This window comes from Streptomyces sp. NPDC088706 (assembly GCF_044752765.1).
Classification (GTDB): Bacteria; Actinomycetota; Actinomycetes; order Streptomycetales; family Streptomycetaceae; genus Streptomyces.
The window spans coordinates 89022-105491 of the sequence record NZ_JBIVLW010000009.1 but is presented as its reverse complement, the minus strand read 5'-3'; the positions used below and the strand labels follow the sequence as shown (position 1 = coordinate 105491).

Below are 16470 nucleotides of genomic sequence, written 5' to 3'. Positions count from 1 at the left end.
CCTCTTCGCCGCGGTGCGTGCGGGTGAGCGACCCGCACGCTCAGCCGAACTGCTGCTCCAGATCCTTCAGTTTCTGTTCCAGCGAGTCGAGCCGGGGGAGTGTCTGGGTGTCGTCCTCGGCGGTGAGGTCGACCGCCCGGGGGTCACTTCCCGGGTTCGAGGGGCCGAGACTTCTGGCGCTCGAACCGTCCGCCGGCTGCTTCGGGCCGACGGCTTGCAGGGATGGCCGGGGTCGCAGAGGCAGCTGACCCGGCTCGGCTATGGCGGGCTCCGCGACGGGCGGCGCCGCGCCGCCCGAAGCCGGGGCGAGGGCGGGGACGTCCACCTGGTGGCCGCCCCGGCCGCGCCCCCAGGCGCGGTTCTGCCGGTTGAGCGCCTTGATGTGGGCCCGGTCCAGCTTGGCCTGCTCCCGGCGGCGCAGCCGGTCCTGTTCCTGCTCCCGCCGGTCCTCCCGTACCTCGTCCACCGCCTCGTCCAGCGTGCGGACGCCCTCCAGGAGCATCAGCGACCAGGCGCCGAAGGTCTCCCGGGGCGCCCGCAGCCAGCGGACGATCCGGATCTGCGGCAACGGACGGGGCACCAGGCCCTGTTCGCGCAGCGCGGCCCGGCGGGTCTGCTTCAGCGCGCGGTCGAAGAGCACCGCGGCCGAGAGGGACATCCCCGCGAAGAAGTGCGGAGCGCCCGCGTGGTCCATGCCCCGCGGGGCGTGCACCCAGTTGAACCAGGCGGCTGCCCCGGCGAACGTCCACACCAGGAGCCGGGAGCCGAGCGCCGCGTCTCCATGGCTCGCCTCCCGTACGGCCAGCACGGAACAGAACATCGCGGCGCCGTCGAGTCCGAACGGGACCAGGTACTCCCAGCCCCCGGTGAGGTTCAGGTTCTGCCGGCCGAAGCCGACGAGCCCGTGGAAGGAGAGCGCGGCGGCGACGGCCGCGCAGCAGAACAGCAGGACGTACGAGGCGGTGGCGTACAGCGCTTCCTTGCGCCTGCGGCGCTCCTCGCTGCGTTCCCAGGAGTCGTCGGCCGCGGCCTTGCCGGCGGTACGCCTGCCGCGTGCGACCACCGTCACCGCCGCCATGACCCCCACGAGCAGAACGGCTCCCGGAAGCAGCCAGTCAAGCGATATGTCGGTCAGTCTCATGCGCGGTCCCTTGCATCACGTAGGGCGTTTCGTGCGCCATCGTGACGGAATTCCCGTCCCGCTCCGGGGGTTTCGGGACAAGAGCACGCCATGGGGGTGGGAGAGGCTATCGATGGGTGGAATATTCTCGAACCGGCGTACGGAGAAGCCGAGTCACGTTCGGTTCCACGTCATCCGGACGGGCGGTGTGGATCAGGAAGCGGTGGCGAGCTTGCGCACCCGGTCCGCGTCACAGGTGCGCGGGCAGGTCACACAGGTGTCCTCGGGACGCAGGGTGTAGAAGAGGCAGCAGCTCGCCCGGTCCCGGGTCGGCAGCGACTGGCCCTCGGGCCCGGTCAGCTCGCGGAAGCCCGCGGTGCCGATGTACGGCTTCGTGGTGCCGGGGAGCAGCAGCTCCAGCTCGGCCATCGCGCGGCGCTCCTCGCCGAGCAGGTGCGCGACGTACCACAGGCCCTCGACGATCTCGTCCGTCGCCATGCCCCACAGCGCCCGCTTCCCCCGCCGCATACGCGGCCCGAACCCCTCCAGCACCCGCTCCAGGTGCCCGGTGAGGGAGGCCAGGACCTCGCCGCGCAGCGCGGCCTCGTCCGGGACCACCCGGGCGCCGGGCAGGGAGGCCGCCGGGTCGTCCGGCAGGCAGGCGAACTCACGGACCCGCACGGTCAGATGTCCCAGTGCCCGCTGGAAGGCGACGTCCTCGACGGGGATACGCGGCACCCGGCGCTGCAGGAACCAGGGCACGGTCACCAGCAGGCAGGCGGGCCAGGCGTACCGGTGGAGGCCGAAGCTGGCCACCACGTCGGGGCGGGCCTGCTGTCCGTAGTCCCGCAGCACCTGGGCATCGTCCCAGGCCAGGAAGGCGTCCAGGGCCGGACCGCCCGCGGCCAGCTCGGCCGCGCCGACCCAGCCGACGCCGGAGGGGGTGCTCATGCCCTCGCCGAGCACCTCGGCGCGCAGCCCGGGGAAGACCTCGGTCAGACGGTCGTACGCGACGGTCACGGGAGACGTCGCGGCGCCGGTGAGCAGCGGAGTGAGGGTCATGCGGGGACCGCCGAATCGGGATCGTTAGCAGGTAAGGCTTACCTTACCCGACGCGATCGATGTTTGAACTGCGGCCACCTCCCTCTATCGTGCACGTGGGACCGGGCGCACGCGAGCCGGCCCGCGCGGCAGGCCGAGGAGGTCCGGGTGGAGCAGGGCAGCGCGCGAGAGGGCGTACGGCCGTCGTACGCGCCCGGCGCGTACGCGGGCACCCCGGCGACCGGCCGGGCGCCCGAACAGATGTGCGGCGACCGTCCGCGGGACGGGGCAACGGCCCGGGGCGAGCACACCCACGGCGAGCCGAACGCGCCGCGGGTGGTCCGCCACTCCGTCCGGGGCCAGGTCCTCCAGGCCCTGCGCGCCGCTCTCGTCGACGGTGAGCTGGTCCCCGGCCAGGTCTACTCCGCCCCGGCGCTCGGCGCCCGCTTCGGGGTCTCCGCGACCCCGGTGCGCGAGGCGATGCAGCAGCTGGCCACCGAGGGCGCCGTCGAGGTGGTGCCGAACCGCGGCTTCCGGGTCAGCGAGCGCGGCCCCCGCGAGCTGGCGGAGCTGGCCGAGGTACGTGCCCTGATCGAGGTACCGGTGATGCTGCGACTGGCCCGCACCGTCCCGGCGGAACGGTGGGGCGCGCTGCGCCCGCTGGCCGACGCGACGGTCGCGGCGGCGGCGGTGGGGGACCGGGCGAATTACGCCGAGTGCGACCGGGCCTTCCACCGGGCCGTGCTCACGCTGTCGGGCAACGAGCAGCTGGTGGCGATCGCCGAGGAACTGCACCGCCGTTCGCAGTGGCCGCTGGTCGCCGGCCCCGCCACCCGCCGGGCCGACCTGCTGGCGGACGCCGCTGAACACACCGCGCTGCTCGACGCCCTGATCGCCCAGGACCTGGCCGTCGTGCAGGCCCTCGTCCGGGAGCACTTCACCGGCGCGGACGGCTGACCGGCCCGTTGTGCGCCCCCCGCCCCGAGGGGCGGGGCGGGCGCACCGGTCCTCAGCTCGCCGCCGCCGGCCGGGGCCCGGGCAGTGCGATGTGCGGCGCCAGCCAGGTCGGCACCCCGCCGAGCAGCCGGAACAGCCGGCCCGCCTCCGCGCGCAGCCGGGCCGCCTCCGGCTCGGGCTCCGCCTCCGCCAGCGAGATCAGCGCCGGGGCCGTACCCACCAGATAGCCCAGTTCCTCGCGTATCCGCAGCGACTCCGCGAACCCGTGCCGGGCCTCGGCCAGCTCGCCCTCCTGGAGGGCGAGGGAGGCGAGCTGGCGCCAGGTGAAGGAGAGCAGCAGCGCGTCGCCGCGCGTATCCGCACCCGCGTGCGCCCTGCGGTAGGCGGCCCGCGCGGACTGCGGGGAGTCCGCGATGTTCTGGGCGATCAGCCCGCGCCGGAAGTCCAGCAGCGGCCGTCCGGGGGCGGTGGGCGCCAGCAGCGCCGCCGCCCGGCTCAGCGCGACGCTCGCCTCGTCGGCCCGGTCCCGTACGCCCAGGAGGGTCGAGGCGTACGCGAGATGGCCCCGTTCGCAGGCGGCCCCGCCGCGCTCGTCATCGCTGCGGGCCAGCGCCTCCGCGCCGCGCAGCGCGTCCTCGGCGTCGGTCCAGCCCTCGCCGGTGTAGAGGCACCGCTCGGTCAGCAGGGCGGTGCGCTGGAGCGCCGCCGCCGGGTCGCTCGCCGCGTGCGGCTCCAGCAGGGCGGCCGCGTCCGTCCAACAGGCGCGGGACCTCAGCCGCCATACCGCTGTCTGGAGCGGCGGCTCGTCATCTGCTGTCGTTCCGGAACCAGACATGGCGGTATGCGCCACATTGCCCTCCCCGAGCGCGCCATTGTGCTGTTGAGTCTGGCCGCATCTCAGCACGGATCGGCACGCCGGGCCAAGGGGTCCGACCGATGTCAGGTGAAGGAATTCACAAACAGGGGGAGAGGGGCCGCCCTCCGGCGGGGCCCGGGGGTCAGCTCATCCGCAGGGCGAGGAAGAAGTCGAGCTTGTCCTCCAGCCGCGAAAGGTCACGGCCCGTCAACTGCTCGATACGTCCGACGCGGTAGCGCAGCGTGTTGACGTGGAGGTGGAGCCGGGCCGCGCAGCGGGTCCAGGAGCCGTCGCAGTCCAGGAAGGCCTCCAGCGTCTCGATCAGCTCCGCGCGGTGGCGCCGGTCGTAGTCGCGCAGCGGGTCCAGCAGCCGGGCGGTGAAGGCCCGGCGGACGTCGTCGGGGACGAACGGCAGCAGCAGCACGTGCGAGGCCAGCTCGTGGTGGCCGGCCGCGCAGACCCGCCCCGGACGGGCCGCCGCCACCCGGCGGGCGTGCCGGGCCTCCTCCAGCGCGCCGCGCAGCCCTTCGGCCGAGTGCACGGCAGCGCTGACACCCAGGGTCAGCCGCCCGTCGTCGGCGAGTCCCGCCGAGAGCGGTTCGCGTACGGCGGTGAGCAGCGCGTCGGCGTGCAGCGCGGGGCCCTGTGCCTCGGGGGCGGCCCCGCCGGTCCCGGTCTCCGGTGCGGCGGTGCCGGTGTCGCTGTCGGTGGGGTCGCCTACCGTTTCCGGGCGGGGGGCGGGCACGGCCGGCAGGGGTACCAGGGCGATGGCCTCCTCGCCCGTGTGGGCGACGGCGATGCGGTCGGCGGAGTCGGGGCCGCTGACCGCCGGGTCGACGAGGATCTCCTCCAGCAGCGCCTGGGCGACCGGGCCGCCCGCGATGTCACCCGGGACGCCGCCCGGTCCTCCCGCGTCCGCGGCGGTCCAGTCGACCCGGGCCACCACGACCTGCCACTGCGGGGCCACGCCGAGCCCCGGCAGCAGGACCGGTGCGGCGACCCGCAGCCGGGCCGCGATCTCCGCCGGGGCGGCGCCTGCCTGGACCAGCTCCAGGACCTCCTGGGCGAGCCGTCGGCGTACCGTACGGGCCGCGTCGCGGCGGTCGCGTTCGACCGCGATCAGCTGGGTGACGCCCTGGAGCAGGTCGAGCCGCGCGGCGGGCCAGTCCGAGGCGTCCGCCTCGACGGCGAGCAGCCAGTCGGAGAGCACCGACTCCCGGACGTCCCGGGCGGCCGGGACCGCGCCCCGCCCGGTGTTGCGGATCGGGAAGAGGGAATACGTCGTACCGGCGACGGCCGCCCGGTACGGGCCCCGGCGTCCGGTGCGGGTCGCCGCCAAGTGGTGTCCGGCCAGGGTCGCGCCCAGCTGACCGGGCAGCGGTGTGCCCGCCCCGGCGACCTGCCGACCGGTGGGGGAGAGGACCCAGGCCCGCAGGTCCAGGTCGGAGGTGAGGAGGTCCAGGACCACTTCGGGGCCGCCGCCCGCCGGACCCGACGTCATCAGCCGGCGGTGGCGGTCCACCACGGCCGCCAGATCGCCCGCCCGCTCGCCGGAGACCTGGCGTACGACGTGCTCGGTGATCGTTGCGAACGCCACCGTCTCGTGCACCGCGAAGAGCGGGAGGCGGTGCTGGAGACACGCCTCGACGAGGTCGGCGGGGATGTCGCCGAGCTCCGCCTCACCCGCCGCGAGCCCGGCCACCCCGGCGCCCGCCAGGATCCGGACGAACGGCTCGGAGTCGCCCGCGTCCCGGCGCCAGGCGAGACCCGTCAGCACCAGCTCGCCGCCGGAGAGATAGCGGCTGGGGTCGCGCAGGTCGGTCGTCATGACGCCCCGGACCGTGCGGTCCAGTTCGTCCTCGCCGCCGAGCAGCCGCAGGCCCAGCGCGTCGGTCTCCAGCAGTGCGCGCAGCCGCATCTCGTCGCCGCCGATCTTTTCCGTAGGGGTGGGAGCAGGTGGGTGAAGGAGGGGTGGACGGGGGAACGGGTACCTGTGAATTGCGGCGAGGTTACTGATCCCCGCCATTCGTTCGAATCTACAAGACGAGGACGGAGACCAGCCAACTCCTTCAGTGTTTCGGTGACTGCACCCGCCGGGTCCTGGCTTGTGTACTGGGCCACACACCACATGAACACCACATGAACGAGCCATACGAGCCAGTCGAGGGCCGGCCGTCCCCAGCCCTGGTGAACGACCCGATTGAGAAGAAGAGAGCCACTCATGGACTTCCTTCGCCCCGCCAGCTGGGAGGAGGCGCTCGCCGCCAAGGCCGAGCACCCCACGGCTGTGCCCATCGCGGGCGGCACGGATGTGATGGTCGAGATCAACTTCGACCACCGGCGGCCCGAGTACCTCCTGGACCTGAACCGCATCGGTGAGCTGTCCGAGTGGGAGGTGGGCCAGGAGAGCGTACGGCTGGGCGCCTCGGTGCCGTACAGCGACATCATGGAACACCTGCGCGCCGAGCTGCCCGGTCTGGCGCTCGCCTCGCACACCGTCGCATCCCCGCAGATCCGCAACCGCGGCGGTGTCGGAGGCAACCTGGGCACCGCGTCGCCCGCCGGTGACGCCCACCCGGCGCTGCTCGCCGCGGGGGCCGAGGTGGAGGCCGAATCCGTACGCGGAACGCGGCTGATTCCCATCGACGCTTTCTACACAGGCGTCAAGCGCAACGCCCTGGAGCCGGACGAGCTAATCCGCGCCGTGCACATCAGGAAGGCCGACGGGCCCCAGCAGTACTCCAAGGTCGGCACCCGCAACGCCATGGTCATCGCCGTCTGCGCGTTCGGTATCGCGCTGCACCCCGAGACCCGCACCGTGCGCACCGGCATCGGCTCCGCCGCCCCGACCCCCATCCGGGCCAAGGAGGCCGAGGCCTTCCTGAACGCCGCGCTGAAGGAGGGCGGGTTCTGGGAGAGCGGCAAGATCATCACCCCCGCGATCGCCAAGCAGTTCGCCGCGCTGGCCTCCGGCGCCTGCAACCCGATCGACGACGTACGGGGCACGGCGAAGTACCGCAGGCACGCGGTCGGCATCATGGCCCGCCGCACGCTCGGCTGGACCTGGGAGCAGTACCGCGGTGCGGGCCGCACGCTGGAAGGAGCTGCGTAACCATGCGAGTCAATTTCACGGTCAACGGCCGTCCGCAGGAAGCCGACGACGTGTGGGAGGGCGAGTCCCTTCTCTACGTGCTGCGTGAGCGTATGGGGCTGCCCGGTTCCAAGAACGCCTGCGAGCAGGGCGAGTGCGGGTCCTGCACGGTCCGCCTCGACGGCGTCCCGGTCTGCGCGTGCCTCGTCGCCGCCGGCCAGGTCCAGGACCGCGAGGTCGTCACGGTCGAGGGCCTGGCCGACTACGCCAGGCACCGCGAGGACGCCCACCCCGGCGACGGCTGCGCCTCCGGTGCCTGCGGCACCAGCCTGGACGTCGCCAAGCGCTGGCAGTCCAAGCCCACCGACGGCCAGACCGGCGAGGCCGCCGCGCTCTCCCCGATCCAGCAGGCGTTCATCGACGCCGGAGCCGTCCAGTGCGGCTTCTGCACCCCCGGCCTGCTGGTCGCCGCCGACGAACTGCTGGAGAACAGCCCCTCCCCGTCCGACCAGGACATCCGCGAGGCGCTCTCCGGCAACCTGTGCCGCTGCACGGGGTACGAGAAGATCCTCGACGCGGTCCGCCTCGCGGCCGCCCGCCAGGGAGAGGCGGTCCAGTCATGACGACGCACCCCGAAGCCACGACGCGCCCCGAAGCCACGACGCGCCCCGAAGCCACGACGCGCCCCGAAGCCACGACGCGCCCCGAAGCCACGGTGCCCAAGGCCCAGACCGTACCGGCCGGAACCCCCACCAAGATCACCCAGGGTTCACCCACCAAGGGCGGCATCGGCGAGTCCACGCTCCGCCCCGACGGGACGCTGAAGGTCACCGGGGAGTTCGCGTACTCCTCCGACATGTGGCACGAGGACATGCTGTGGGGCCAGACGCTGCGCTCCACCGTCGCGCACGCCGAGATCGTCTCCATCGACACCTCCGAGGCGCTGGCGACCTCCGGCGTCTACGCGGTGATGACCTACGACGACCTGCCCGCCGAGATGAAGAACTACGGCCTGGAGATCCAGGACACCCCGGTTCTCGCCCACGGCAAGGTCCGCCACCACGGTGAGCCGGTCGCCATCGTCGCCGCCGACCACCCGGAGACCGCGCGCCGCGCCGCCGCCAAGATCAGGATCGAGTACCGGGAGCTGCCCCTCATCACCGACGAGGCCTCGGCGACCGCCCCCGACGCCGTGCTCGTGCACGAGGGCCGCGACGACCACCACATCGGCCACGTCCCGCACCCCAACATCGTGCACCGCCAGCCGATCATCCGCGGCGACGCCGACGCGGCCGCCGAGCGCGCCGACGTCATCGTCAGGGGCGAGTACACCTTCGGCATGCAGGACCAGGCCTTCCTCGGCCCCGAGTCCGGTCTCGCCGTGCCCTCGGAGGACGGCGGTGTCGAGCTGTACGTCGCCACCCAGTGGCTGCACTCGGACCTCGGCCAGATCGCCCCCGTCCTCGGCCTGCCCGAGGAGAAGGTCCGCATGACGCTCTCCGGCGTCGGCGGGGCCTTCGGCGGCCGCGAGGACATCTCGATGCAGATCCACGCCTGCCTGCTGGCGCTCCGCACCGGCAAACCGGTCAAGATCGTCTACAACCGGTTCGAGTCCTTCTTCGGACACGTCCACCGGCACCCGGCCAAGCTCACCTACGAGCACGGCGCCACCAAGGACGGCAAGCTCACGCACATGAAGTGCCGCATCGTCCTGGACGGCGGCGCCTACGCCTCCGCCTCCCCGGCGGTCGTCGGCAACGCCTCCTCGCTCTCGGTCGGCCCGTACAAGATCGAGGACGTCGACATCGAGGCGATCGCCCTCTACAGCAACAACCCGCCCTGCGGCGCGATGCGCGGCTTCGGCGCGGTCCAGGCGTGCTTCGCCTACGAGGCGCAGATGGACAAGCTCGCCGCGAAGCTGGACATGGACCCGGTGGAGTTCCGCCAGCTCAACGCCATGGAACAGGGCACCCTGCTGCCCACCGGCCAGCCCTGCGACTCTCCGGCCCCGGTCGCCGAGCTGCTGCGCCGGGTCAAGTCCCGGCCGCTGCCGCCCGAGCAGGAGTGGCTGTCGGCGGGCAGCGAAGGCACCTCCGTCGACATCCGGGCGCTGCCCGGCGGGCTCTCCAACACCACCCACGGCGAAGGCGTCGTCCGCGGCATCGGCTACGCGGTCGGCCTGAAGAACGTCGGCTTCTCCGAGGGCTTCGACGACTACTCCACCGCTCGCGTGCGGATGGAGGTCATCAACGGCGAGCCGGTCGCCACCGTGCACACCGCGATGGCCGAGGTCGGCCAGGGCGGCGTCACCGTGCACGCCCAGATCGCCCGTACCGAACTCGGGGTCAACCAGGTCACCATCCACCCCGCCGACACCCGGGTCGGCTCCGCCGGATCGACCTCCGCCTCCCGCCAGACGTACGTCACCGGCGGCGCGGTCAAGAACTCCTGCGAAGCCGTACGGGAGAAGGTGCTGGAGCTCGGCCGCGCCAAGTTCGGCACCTACCACCCGGCCTGGGCCACCGCCGAACTCCTCCTGGAAGGCGGCAAGGTCGTCACCGACGGCGGCGAGATCCTCGCCGACCTGGCCGACGTCCTGGAGGACGAGGCGATCGACATCGAGCTGGAGTGGCGCCACCGCCCCACCGAGGCGTTCGACCTGCGCACCGGACAGGGCAACGGCCACGTCCAGTACTCCTTCGCCGCGCACCGCGCGGTCGTCGAGGTCGACACCGAGCTCGGCCTGGTCAAGGTCATCGAACTGGCCTGCGCGCAGGACGTCGGCAAGGCGCTCAACCCGCTCTCCGTCCTCGGCCAGATCCAGGGCGGCACCCTCCAGGGCATGGGCGTCGCCGTGATGGAGGAGATCATCGTCGACCCGAAGACCGCGAAGGTACGCAACCCGTCCTTCACGGACTACCTGCTCCCCACCATCCTCGACACGCCGACCATCCCGGTCGACGTGCTCGAACTCGCCGACGAGCACGCCCCGTACGGGCTGCGCGGCATCGGCGAGGCCCCCACCCTGTCGTCCACCCCGGCCGTCCTCGCGGCGATCCGGAACGCGACGGGCCTTGAGCTCAACAGGACACCGGTACGCCCCGAGCACCTCACCGGTACCTGAGAGCCCGCCGGGTGATCTCCCACCGGTCGTCACCCGGCGGCCTCCGAGCGGCCCCCCCCGACTCTCCGGGCGGTGTGCTGAGCCGAGAACGTCACACTTCTCCGCATCCCGCACCGCCCGGAGACACCGAGCACCGCACCGCTCGCGGTTCTTCGCCGTGCCCGACCGGCACGGCAACGCCTCACGGATCATCCGTGCCGCCGGCACATCCGTATCTGCTTCAACAGTCCGCCCCGGCCGTCCCCGGGTCGTGCAGCCGACGCAGTCATCCCAAATCCCGCATTCAGGAATCTCCAAGCGGGTGCCCCTGTGAACCTTGGGAGTCAGGCATCATGACCCAGCAGTCAGTGGAACCAAAGACCAGCGCGGAGGCCGCGGGCCCCGGCTCGCGCGTCCCCGCCGGAAGATCGTGGCTCGACCGCTACTTCCACATATCCGAACGAGGCTCCACGGTCGCGCGCGAGGTGCGTGGCGGCGTCACGACCTTCATGGCCATGGCGTACATCCTCCTGCTCAACCCGCTGATCCTCGGCGGGGAGGACGTCAACGGCAACCTCCTCAGCCAGCCGGGACTGATCACCGCCACCGCCTTCGCGGCTGCCGCGACGACCCTGCTCATGGGGTTCGTGGGCAAGGTGCCCCTGGCGCTCGCCGCCGGGCTCAGCGTCTCCGGTGTGCTCGCCTCGCAGGTCGCGCCGAACATGACCTGGCCGCAGGCCATGGGCATGTGTGTGATCTACGGTGTGGTGATCTGCCTCCTGGTGGTCACCGGCCTCCGCGAGATGATCATGAACGCCATCCCGCTCGCGCTCAAGCACGGCATCACCATGGGCATCGGGCTCTTCATCGCCCTCATCGGCCTCTACAAGGCCGGATTCGTCCACCAGGGTGTGGCGACCCCCGTCTCCCTCGGCCCGGCCGGTGAACTCGCGGGCTGGCCCGTCCTGATCTTCTGCGTGACCCTGCTCCTCATCTTCATGCTCCAGGCGCGCAACATCCCCGGCGCGATCCTGATCGGCATCATCGTCGGCACCCTGATCGCCCTGGTCGTCAACGCGGTCGCCGACATCGACGAGAAGGCGTGGAGCAGCGGCCCGCCGGCTCTGGACGGCAGCGCGGTCTCCGCCCCCGACTTCTCGCTCTTCGGCGAGGTCGAGTTCGGCGGCTGGGGCGACGTCGGCGTGATGACCGTCGGCATGATCGTCTTCACCCTGGTCCTGGCCGGCTTCTTCGACGCGATGGCCACCATCATCGGCGTCGGCACCGAGGCCGAGCTCGCCGACGACAAGGGCCGGATGCCCGGCCTGTCCAAGGCGCTGTTCATCGACGGCGCCGGCGGCGTCATCGGCGGTGTCGCCTCGGGCTCCGGCCAGACGGTCTTCGTCGAGTCGGCCACCGGGGTCGGCGAGGGGGCCCGGACCGGGCTGGCCTCCGCCGTCACCGGCCTCTTCTTCGCCGCCTGCCTCTTCTTCACCCCGCTCACCGCGATCGTGCCGACCGAGGTGGCCTCCGCCGCCCTCGTCGTCATCGGCGCGATGATGATGCAGAACGCCCGGCACGTGGACTGGAGCGACCGTTCCGTCGCCATCCCGGTCTTCCTGACCGTGGTCCTGATGCCCTTCACGTACACCATCACCACCGGTGTCGCCGCGGGCGTCATCGCCTACTCCGCCATCAAGCTCGCCCAGGGCAGGGCCCGCGAGGTCGGGGCCTTCATGTGGGGGCTGACCGTGATCTTCCTCGTCTTCTTCGCCCTCAACCCGATCGAGAGCTGGCTCGGCGTCCACTGACGGTCGCCGTTCGCCCTCCCCCCTTTCACCTAAGGAGACACGCCATGCTGGACATCGCCGAAGAGCTGAACCGGTGGGTCTCGCAGGGACGCGAGTTCGCCGTCGCCACCGTGGTGGCGGTCGGCGGCAGCGCGCCCCGGCAGCCGGGTGCGGCCCTCGCCGTCGACCGCGACGGTACGGCGATCGGTTCGGTCTCCGGCGGATGTGTGGAGGGCGCGGTCTACGAACTGTGCCAACAGGCCGTCGAGGACGGGAAGTCCGTCCGCGAGCGCTTCGGCTACAGCGACGAGGACGCCTTCGCGGTCGGCCTGACCTGCGGCGGCGTCATCGACATCCTGGTCACACCGGTACGGGTGGGCGATCCCGCCCGGCCGGTGTTCGCCGCCGCGCTCGCGGCCGCCGCCGAGGGGACGGCGGCCGCCCTGGCCCGTGTCACGGACGGGCCCGAGGAGTTGCTCGGGCTCCCGCTCCTGGTCCGGGCCGACGGGAGTTACGAGGGCGGGCTCGGCGGCCACCCGGCGCTCGACCGGACCGCCGCGGCCGAGACCAGGGTCCTGCTGGACGCGGGCCGCACCGGGCCGCTCGCCATCGGCGCGGAGGGCTCCCGCTGCGGCCGGCCGGTCCAGCTCCTGGTCGAGTCCAGCGTTCCGCCGCCCCGCATGATCGTCTTCGGCGCCATCGACTTCGCCGCCGCGCTGGTCCGGGCCGGGAAGTTCCTCGGCTACCGGGTCACCGTCTGCGACGCCCGACCGGTCTTCGCCACCGCGGCGCGCTTCCCCGACGCCGACGAGATCGTCGTCGACTGGCCCCACCGCTACCTCGCACAGACCGCCACCGACGCCCGTACGGTGCTCTGCGTCCTCACCCACGACGCCAAGTTCGACGTACCGCTGCTGGAGGCCGCACTGCGCCTCCCGGTCGCCTACGTCGGCGCGATGGGCTCGCGCCGCACCCACCTGGAGCGCGACGACCGACTGCGCGAGGTCGGCCTCACCGACCGCGAACTGTCCCGGCTGCACTCGCCGATCGGCCTCGACCTCGGAGCCCGTACGCCGGAGGAGACGGCCCTGTCCATCGCGGCCGAGATCGTCGCGGTGCGGCGCGGCGGCAGCGGCACACCGCTCACCGGGGCCCACACCCCCATCCACCACGACAGCGGCGGCCAGCCGCTCGCCTCGGTGGCCTGAGACACCCCGGTCGACGCCGGGCGGGCAACCGTCACGGCGGGCCGGCATCCCGCTGAGCCGGTGTGACCCAGGGAGCCCCCCGGGTCACACCGGCTCACGGTCGTGTCCCCGCCTCAGCGCCCCGCCTGCAGCGCCCCCCACGTGGCCGGGCCCACCTTGCCGTCGGCGTCCAGGCCGCGGCTGGTCTGGAAGGAGCGTACGGCGCTCTCCGTCGTCGGGCCGAAACCGCCGTCCACGCCCACCGTGGTACCGAGCGCCGCCGTCAGGGAGCGCTGGAGGCGCTTCACCGCGTCGCCGGAGCTGCCGCGGGCCAGGGCCGGGGTGGTGCCGGCGGAGAGCAGGGCCGCCCAGGTCTTCGGGCCGACCGCGCCGTCGGCGGTGAGGGAGCGGGCCCGCTGGAACGCCTGGGTGGCGGTCCTGGTGGCCGGACCGAAGACGCCGTCGGCGGTGCCCGCCGGGTACCCCTGGGCGTTGAGCAGCTGCTGGACGGCCTTCACCTGCGGGCCCGAGGACCCCGACTGCTGGAGCGTGTACGAGGGGAAGGTCAGGCTGTCGCCGCCGGTGCCGGGGCCGCCCCCGACCAGCTGCATGTAGTAGTTCCAGTCCCAGTGCACCCCGGGGTCGGTGTGGTCGTTGCCGGGGACCTCGCTGTGGCCGACGATGCGCGTCCGGTTCTTCGGGATGCCGTACCGCGCGCTGAGATGGGAGGTCAGGGCGGCGGACGAGCGGTACATCGCGTCGGTGAACCAGGCCGGGTTGTCCACGTACCCCTCGTGTTCGAGGCCGATGGACGAGGAGTTGGCGCTGCGGGCGTGCCACGCGGTGTCGGCCTCGCGGACCGTCTGGGTGATCTCGCCGTCCGAGGAGCGGATCACGTAGTGGGCACTGACCTGGGACGCCGGGTTCTGGAACCAGCTGATGGAACCGGCGTACGAACCCTGCGTGACGTGGATGACCACCTTGTCGACGGTCGCGGTCCGCCCGGTGGCGTAGTTCTGGGCGGATGCGGGGACCCAGAGCGCCGAGGGGTAGTCGGGGCTCTGCGCGTAGACCCCGGCGGCGGAGACCTCGGCCTTGTCCGGGGCGACCGGGCGGGAGGGGACCCGTACCCTCTCGCCGCCGGGAGCCGTCGCGGTCACGCCCTCGGCGAGGAACGTGAACACCGTGTCCGCGTAGAGCGCCGCCGCCGGTCCCTCGGCCTCGCTGTACCGGGCGACCGCCGGGTACCAGGCGTTCACGTCGCGCCGCTGCGCGCGGTCCAGGCCGAGCCGGTCGGCGTGGTCGCGCAGGACGGCGGCGCCGCCGAGGATGTTCGCCGCGGAGTTACGGCGCAGCCGGTCGGCCGGCTCGCCGGTCAGGGCCGCGGCCTTCTCCAGGGAGCGGTTCTCGGGGTTGCTGGCCAGGTGCATCACGCCGTAGCCGTTGGCCTGGCTGGGCTGCCCCGCGTGGCCGTCGAACCGGCTCTCGCCGTAGCCGACGGCGGCCAGCAGATCGCGCGGTACGCCGTACTCCCGCGCGGCCCGGTCGAAGGCGCGGTTCAGCGGTTCGGCGGTGGGCGGGGCGGGGGCGGCGGTCGCCGGGTGTCCGGTCGCGACCAGGGCCGTGGCCGTGAGGGCGGCCAGGACGGACGCGCGGGCCCGGGTGCGGGCGACGGGGCTTCTGGGCATGGGTGCTCCTGCTCTGGGGGGAATCTGTGGGGAAGTCCGCGGGAGGAGAAGAGAGAAGCCCTCGGCCCTGGGGGGAAGGACCGAGGGGCTGCGAGCGCACCCAGGCTAGAGGGGTGAGAACGGCATGACCATGCTGGCCGGCTGTCGGCGTGTCCAGCAACCAGCCTCAGAACAGGGGGAGTTGACGGTCCGTTGGGGCCTGTCGGGTGACGGGGTGTATCACCCGGCAGGGGGTGTGATGGGCCGATCGGCCCCGTCCTGGCTACCAGCGGTTCCGGTGGATGACGTCCGCCACCGGACGGCGCCGCACCGGACCGAAATTGCCCTGCGGCCAGCCCACCGGAACGGCGGCGAACGTCGCCATGTCCTGCGGGATACCGAGCTCCTGCTTCCACTCCTGCTCCAGGAACAGGTGCCAGATGGTGATGTTCGCCGCGAGCCCCAGGCCCCGGGCGGCGAGCAGCAGGTTCTGGACGCCCGGGTAGACGCAGGAACCCTCCGCCAGCGCCTGGAACCGCGTCTGCGAGGTCATCATCCGCTCGGACGCCGCGGGTCCGAGCGCCTGCGCGGAGGCGATCAGGCCCTCCTCGTCCAGCCGCGGCTCCGGGAAGCGGTAGCACGGCACGACCAGCACCGGGGTGTCGGCGAAGTGGTCGCGCTGGTACTCGATGGCCGCCACCATCCGCCCGTACGCCGCGTCGTCCATGCCCTTCGGCGCGTACTTCCCGGTCGTCGACGAGGTAGGAGTCGACGCACCGCTTCCACAGCGGGGCGAGCCGGGCCATCACCTCGCGGTCGGTCACCACGACGTACTCGTAACACTGCATGTTGCCGCCGCTGGGCCCCCAGACGGCCGCCTGTATGAGCTGGTCGATCAGCTCGTCCGGCACGGGCTCCGGCTTGAGGCGGCGCATGGCGCGCATGGTGGACATGGTGTCGAAGAGGGCGGGGCCGCCGAGGGCGGACGGGTCGTGCTGAACCGGTTCTGTCGTCATGATCGCGGAGTTTACGGACCGGACCGCCGCTCCATAAGGGGGGCTGACGGGCCGTCCGCCACCGCGAGGGACCCGCCGGTCAGCGCCTCGTCAGCCGGACCACCGGGATGTCGCGTTCGGTGCCCGCCTGGTACTGCGCGTAGCGCGGGAACAGCTCCACCAGGCGTGGCCAGACCCGGGCCTTCTCCTCGGCCGGGAGCGTCGCCGCGAGAGCCGGGAAGCGCTCGGTCCCCACCCGCAGCTCGACCTCGGAGTTCGCCCGCAGGTTCAGGTACCACAACGGCGGGCGGTCCGAGCCGCCGTTGGAGGCCACGATCAGGTAGTCCTCGCCGTCCCGCCCGTACATCAGCACCGTGCGCCGCACGGTCCCGCTGCGCCGCCCGACGTAGTCCAGCAGCAGACAGGGGACCCCGAGCTGGGTCGTGCCCTTCGTGCCGCCGGACGACTCGTACAGCTCCGCCTGGCGGGCCACCCAGCCGGTGGGGCTGACCTCGACCTGCGCCGCGCCGTCCGCTTCCGCCGCCATGGGCCTCTCCTTCTCCTCGTACGGTCCGTCCCCCCATCCTGCACCCCCGTCCGGCCGTACCGGGGGATTCGTACACCTGGACAGCCCTCCCACCGCACGGGGGAACGCGGGCCGGG

General features: G+C 72.7%; 12 protein-coding genes and 1 pseudogene. 6 read left to right on the top strand and 7 right to left on the bottom strand.

Annotated features, from left to right (window positions below):
* Nucleotides 1-40: 40 nt before the first annotated feature.
* Nucleotides 41-1141: a DUF2637 domain-containing protein gene (locus ACIQAK_RS21330; protein ID WP_366390020.1), complete on the bottom strand. Its 1101-nt coding sequence runs from the start codon at nucleotides 1139-1141 to the stop codon at nucleotides 41-43.
* 192 nt (nucleotides 1142-1333) lie between these two features.
* Nucleotides 1334-2182: a (2Fe-2S)-binding protein gene (locus ACIQAK_RS21325; RefSeq protein WP_366390021.1), complete on the bottom strand. Its 849-nt coding sequence runs from the start codon at nucleotides 2180-2182 to the stop codon at nucleotides 1334-1336.
* Between the two features lie 147 nt (nucleotides 2183-2329).
* Between ACIQAK_RS21325 and ACIQAK_RS21320 the strand changes: the two genes are divergently transcribed.
* Nucleotides 2330-3118 carry a GntR family transcriptional regulator gene (locus tag ACIQAK_RS21320; RefSeq protein ID WP_366390022.1) on the top strand — a complete coding sequence of 263 codons (789 nt, stop codon included), beginning with the start codon at nucleotides 2330-2332 and terminating at the stop codon, nucleotides 3116-3118.
* A gap of 52 nt (nucleotides 3119-3170) precedes the next feature.
* Here the strand turns inward: ACIQAK_RS21320 and ACIQAK_RS21315 are convergent, their stop codons facing one another.
* Together ACIQAK_RS21315 and ACIQAK_RS21310 are read right to left on the bottom strand one after the other, a co-directional pair.
* Nucleotides 3171-3953, bottom strand: a complete 783-nt coding sequence (locus ACIQAK_RS21315) for a hypothetical protein (protein WP_366390023.1) — start codon at nucleotides 3951-3953, stop codon at nucleotides 3171-3173.
* A gap of 163 nt (nucleotides 3954-4116) precedes the next feature.
* Nucleotides 4117-5892, bottom strand: coding sequence for a PucR family transcriptional regulator ligand-binding domain-containing protein (locus ACIQAK_RS21310; protein ID WP_366390024.1), 1776 nt, complete (start codon nucleotides 5890-5892; stop codon nucleotides 4117-4119).
* A 303-nt stretch (nucleotides 5893-6195) separates the two neighbouring features.
* Here ACIQAK_RS21310 and ACIQAK_RS21305 point away from each other — a divergent pair, with 303 nt between their 5' ends.
* The 5 genes from ACIQAK_RS21305 (at nucleotide 6196) to ACIQAK_RS21285 (ending at nucleotide 13166) form a co-directional block, all read left to right on the top strand.
* Nucleotides 6196-7086 (top strand): xanthine dehydrogenase family protein subunit M, encoded by an 891-nt coding sequence (locus ACIQAK_RS21305; RefSeq protein WP_366390025.1) that lies wholly within the window; start codon nucleotides 6196-6198, stop codon nucleotides 7084-7086.
* A 2-nt stretch (nucleotides 7087-7088) separates the two neighbouring features.
* Nucleotides 7089-7688 (top strand): (2Fe-2S)-binding protein, encoded by a 600-nt coding sequence (locus ACIQAK_RS21300; protein ID WP_366390026.1) that lies wholly within the window; start codon nucleotides 7089-7091, stop codon nucleotides 7686-7688.
* Nucleotides 7685-10189 (top strand): molybdopterin cofactor-binding domain-containing protein, encoded by a 2505-nt coding sequence (locus ACIQAK_RS21295; RefSeq protein WP_366390027.1) that lies wholly within the window; start codon nucleotides 7685-7687, stop codon nucleotides 10187-10189. The genes ACIQAK_RS21300 and ACIQAK_RS21295 overlap by 4 nt, the downstream gene beginning before the upstream one ends.
* A gap of 332 nt (nucleotides 10190-10521) precedes the next feature.
* Entirely contained in the window at nucleotides 10522-11979 is a 1458-nt protein-coding gene (locus ACIQAK_RS21290; protein ID WP_366390028.1) for an NCS2 family permease, read from the top strand.
* Between the two features lie 44 nt (nucleotides 11980-12023).
* Nucleotides 12024-13166: an XdhC/CoxI family protein gene (locus tag ACIQAK_RS21285; protein ID WP_366390029.1), complete on the top strand. Its 1143-nt coding sequence runs from the start codon at nucleotides 12024-12026 to the stop codon at nucleotides 13164-13166.
* Between the two features lie 113 nt (nucleotides 13167-13279).
* Here ACIQAK_RS21285 and ACIQAK_RS21280 read toward each other — a convergent pair whose 3' ends face one another.
* The 3 genes and pseudogenes from ACIQAK_RS21280 to ACIQAK_RS21270 all read right to left on the bottom strand — a co-directional run bounded on the left by ACIQAK_RS21280 (nucleotide 13280) and on the right by ACIQAK_RS21270 (nucleotide 16354).
* On the bottom strand, nucleotides 13280-14833 hold the full coding sequence (locus tag ACIQAK_RS21280; protein ID WP_366390030.1) for a peptidoglycan-binding protein: 1554 nt from the start codon (nucleotides 14831-14833) through the stop codon (nucleotides 13280-13282).
* Nucleotides 14834-15095: 262 nt separating this feature from the next.
* Nucleotides 15096-15828 (bottom strand): annotated as a pseudogene (locus tag ACIQAK_RS21275) (nitroreductase family protein).
* A gap of 79 nt (nucleotides 15829-15907) precedes the next feature.
* Nucleotides 15908-16354, bottom strand: a complete 447-nt coding sequence (locus tag ACIQAK_RS21270) for a nitroreductase family deazaflavin-dependent oxidoreductase (RefSeq protein WP_366390031.1) — start codon at nucleotides 16352-16354, stop codon at nucleotides 15908-15910.
* Nucleotides 16355-16470: the final 116 nt, after the last annotated feature.

Coding starts and splice junctions, on each gene's coding strand:
- ACIQAK_RS21310 (WP_366390024.1), bottom strand. CDS start 5,892: ATGCGGCTGCGCGCACTGCTGGAGACCGACGCGCTGGGCCTGCGGCTG.
- ACIQAK_RS21305 (WP_366390025.1), top strand. CDS start 6,196: ATGGACTTCCTTCGCCCCGCCAGCTGGGAGGAGGCGCTCGCCGCCAAG.
- ACIQAK_RS21300 (WP_366390026.1), top strand. CDS start 7,089: ATGCGAGTCAATTTCACGGTCAACGGCCGTCCGCAGGAAGCCGACGAC.
- ACIQAK_RS21280 (WP_366390030.1), bottom strand. CDS start 14,833: ATGCCCAGAAGCCCCGTCGCCCGCACCCGGGCCCGCGCGTCCGTCCTG.
- ACIQAK_RS21290 (WP_366390028.1), top strand. CDS start 10,522: ATGACCCAGCAGTCAGTGGAACCAAAGACCAGCGCGGAGGCCGCGGGC.
- ACIQAK_RS21295 (WP_366390027.1), top strand. CDS start 7,685: ATGACGACGCACCCCGAAGCCACGACGCGCCCCGAAGCCACGACGCGC.
- ACIQAK_RS21325 (WP_366390021.1), bottom strand. CDS start 2,182: ATGACCCTCACTCCGCTGCTCACCGGCGCCGCGACGTCTCCCGTGACC.
- ACIQAK_RS21315 (WP_366390023.1), bottom strand. CDS start 3,953: ATGTCTGGTTCCGGAACGACAGCAGATGACGAGCCGCCGCTCCAGACA.
- ACIQAK_RS21285 (WP_366390029.1), top strand. CDS start 12,024: ATGCTGGACATCGCCGAAGAGCTGAACCGGTGGGTCTCGCAGGGACGC.
- ACIQAK_RS21330 (WP_366390020.1), bottom strand. CDS start 1,141: ATGAGACTGACCGACATATCGCTTGACTGGCTGCTTCCGGGAGCCGTT.
- ACIQAK_RS21270 (WP_366390031.1), bottom strand. CDS start 16,354: ATGGCGGCGGAAGCGGACGGCGCGGCGCAGGTCGAGGTCAGCCCCACC.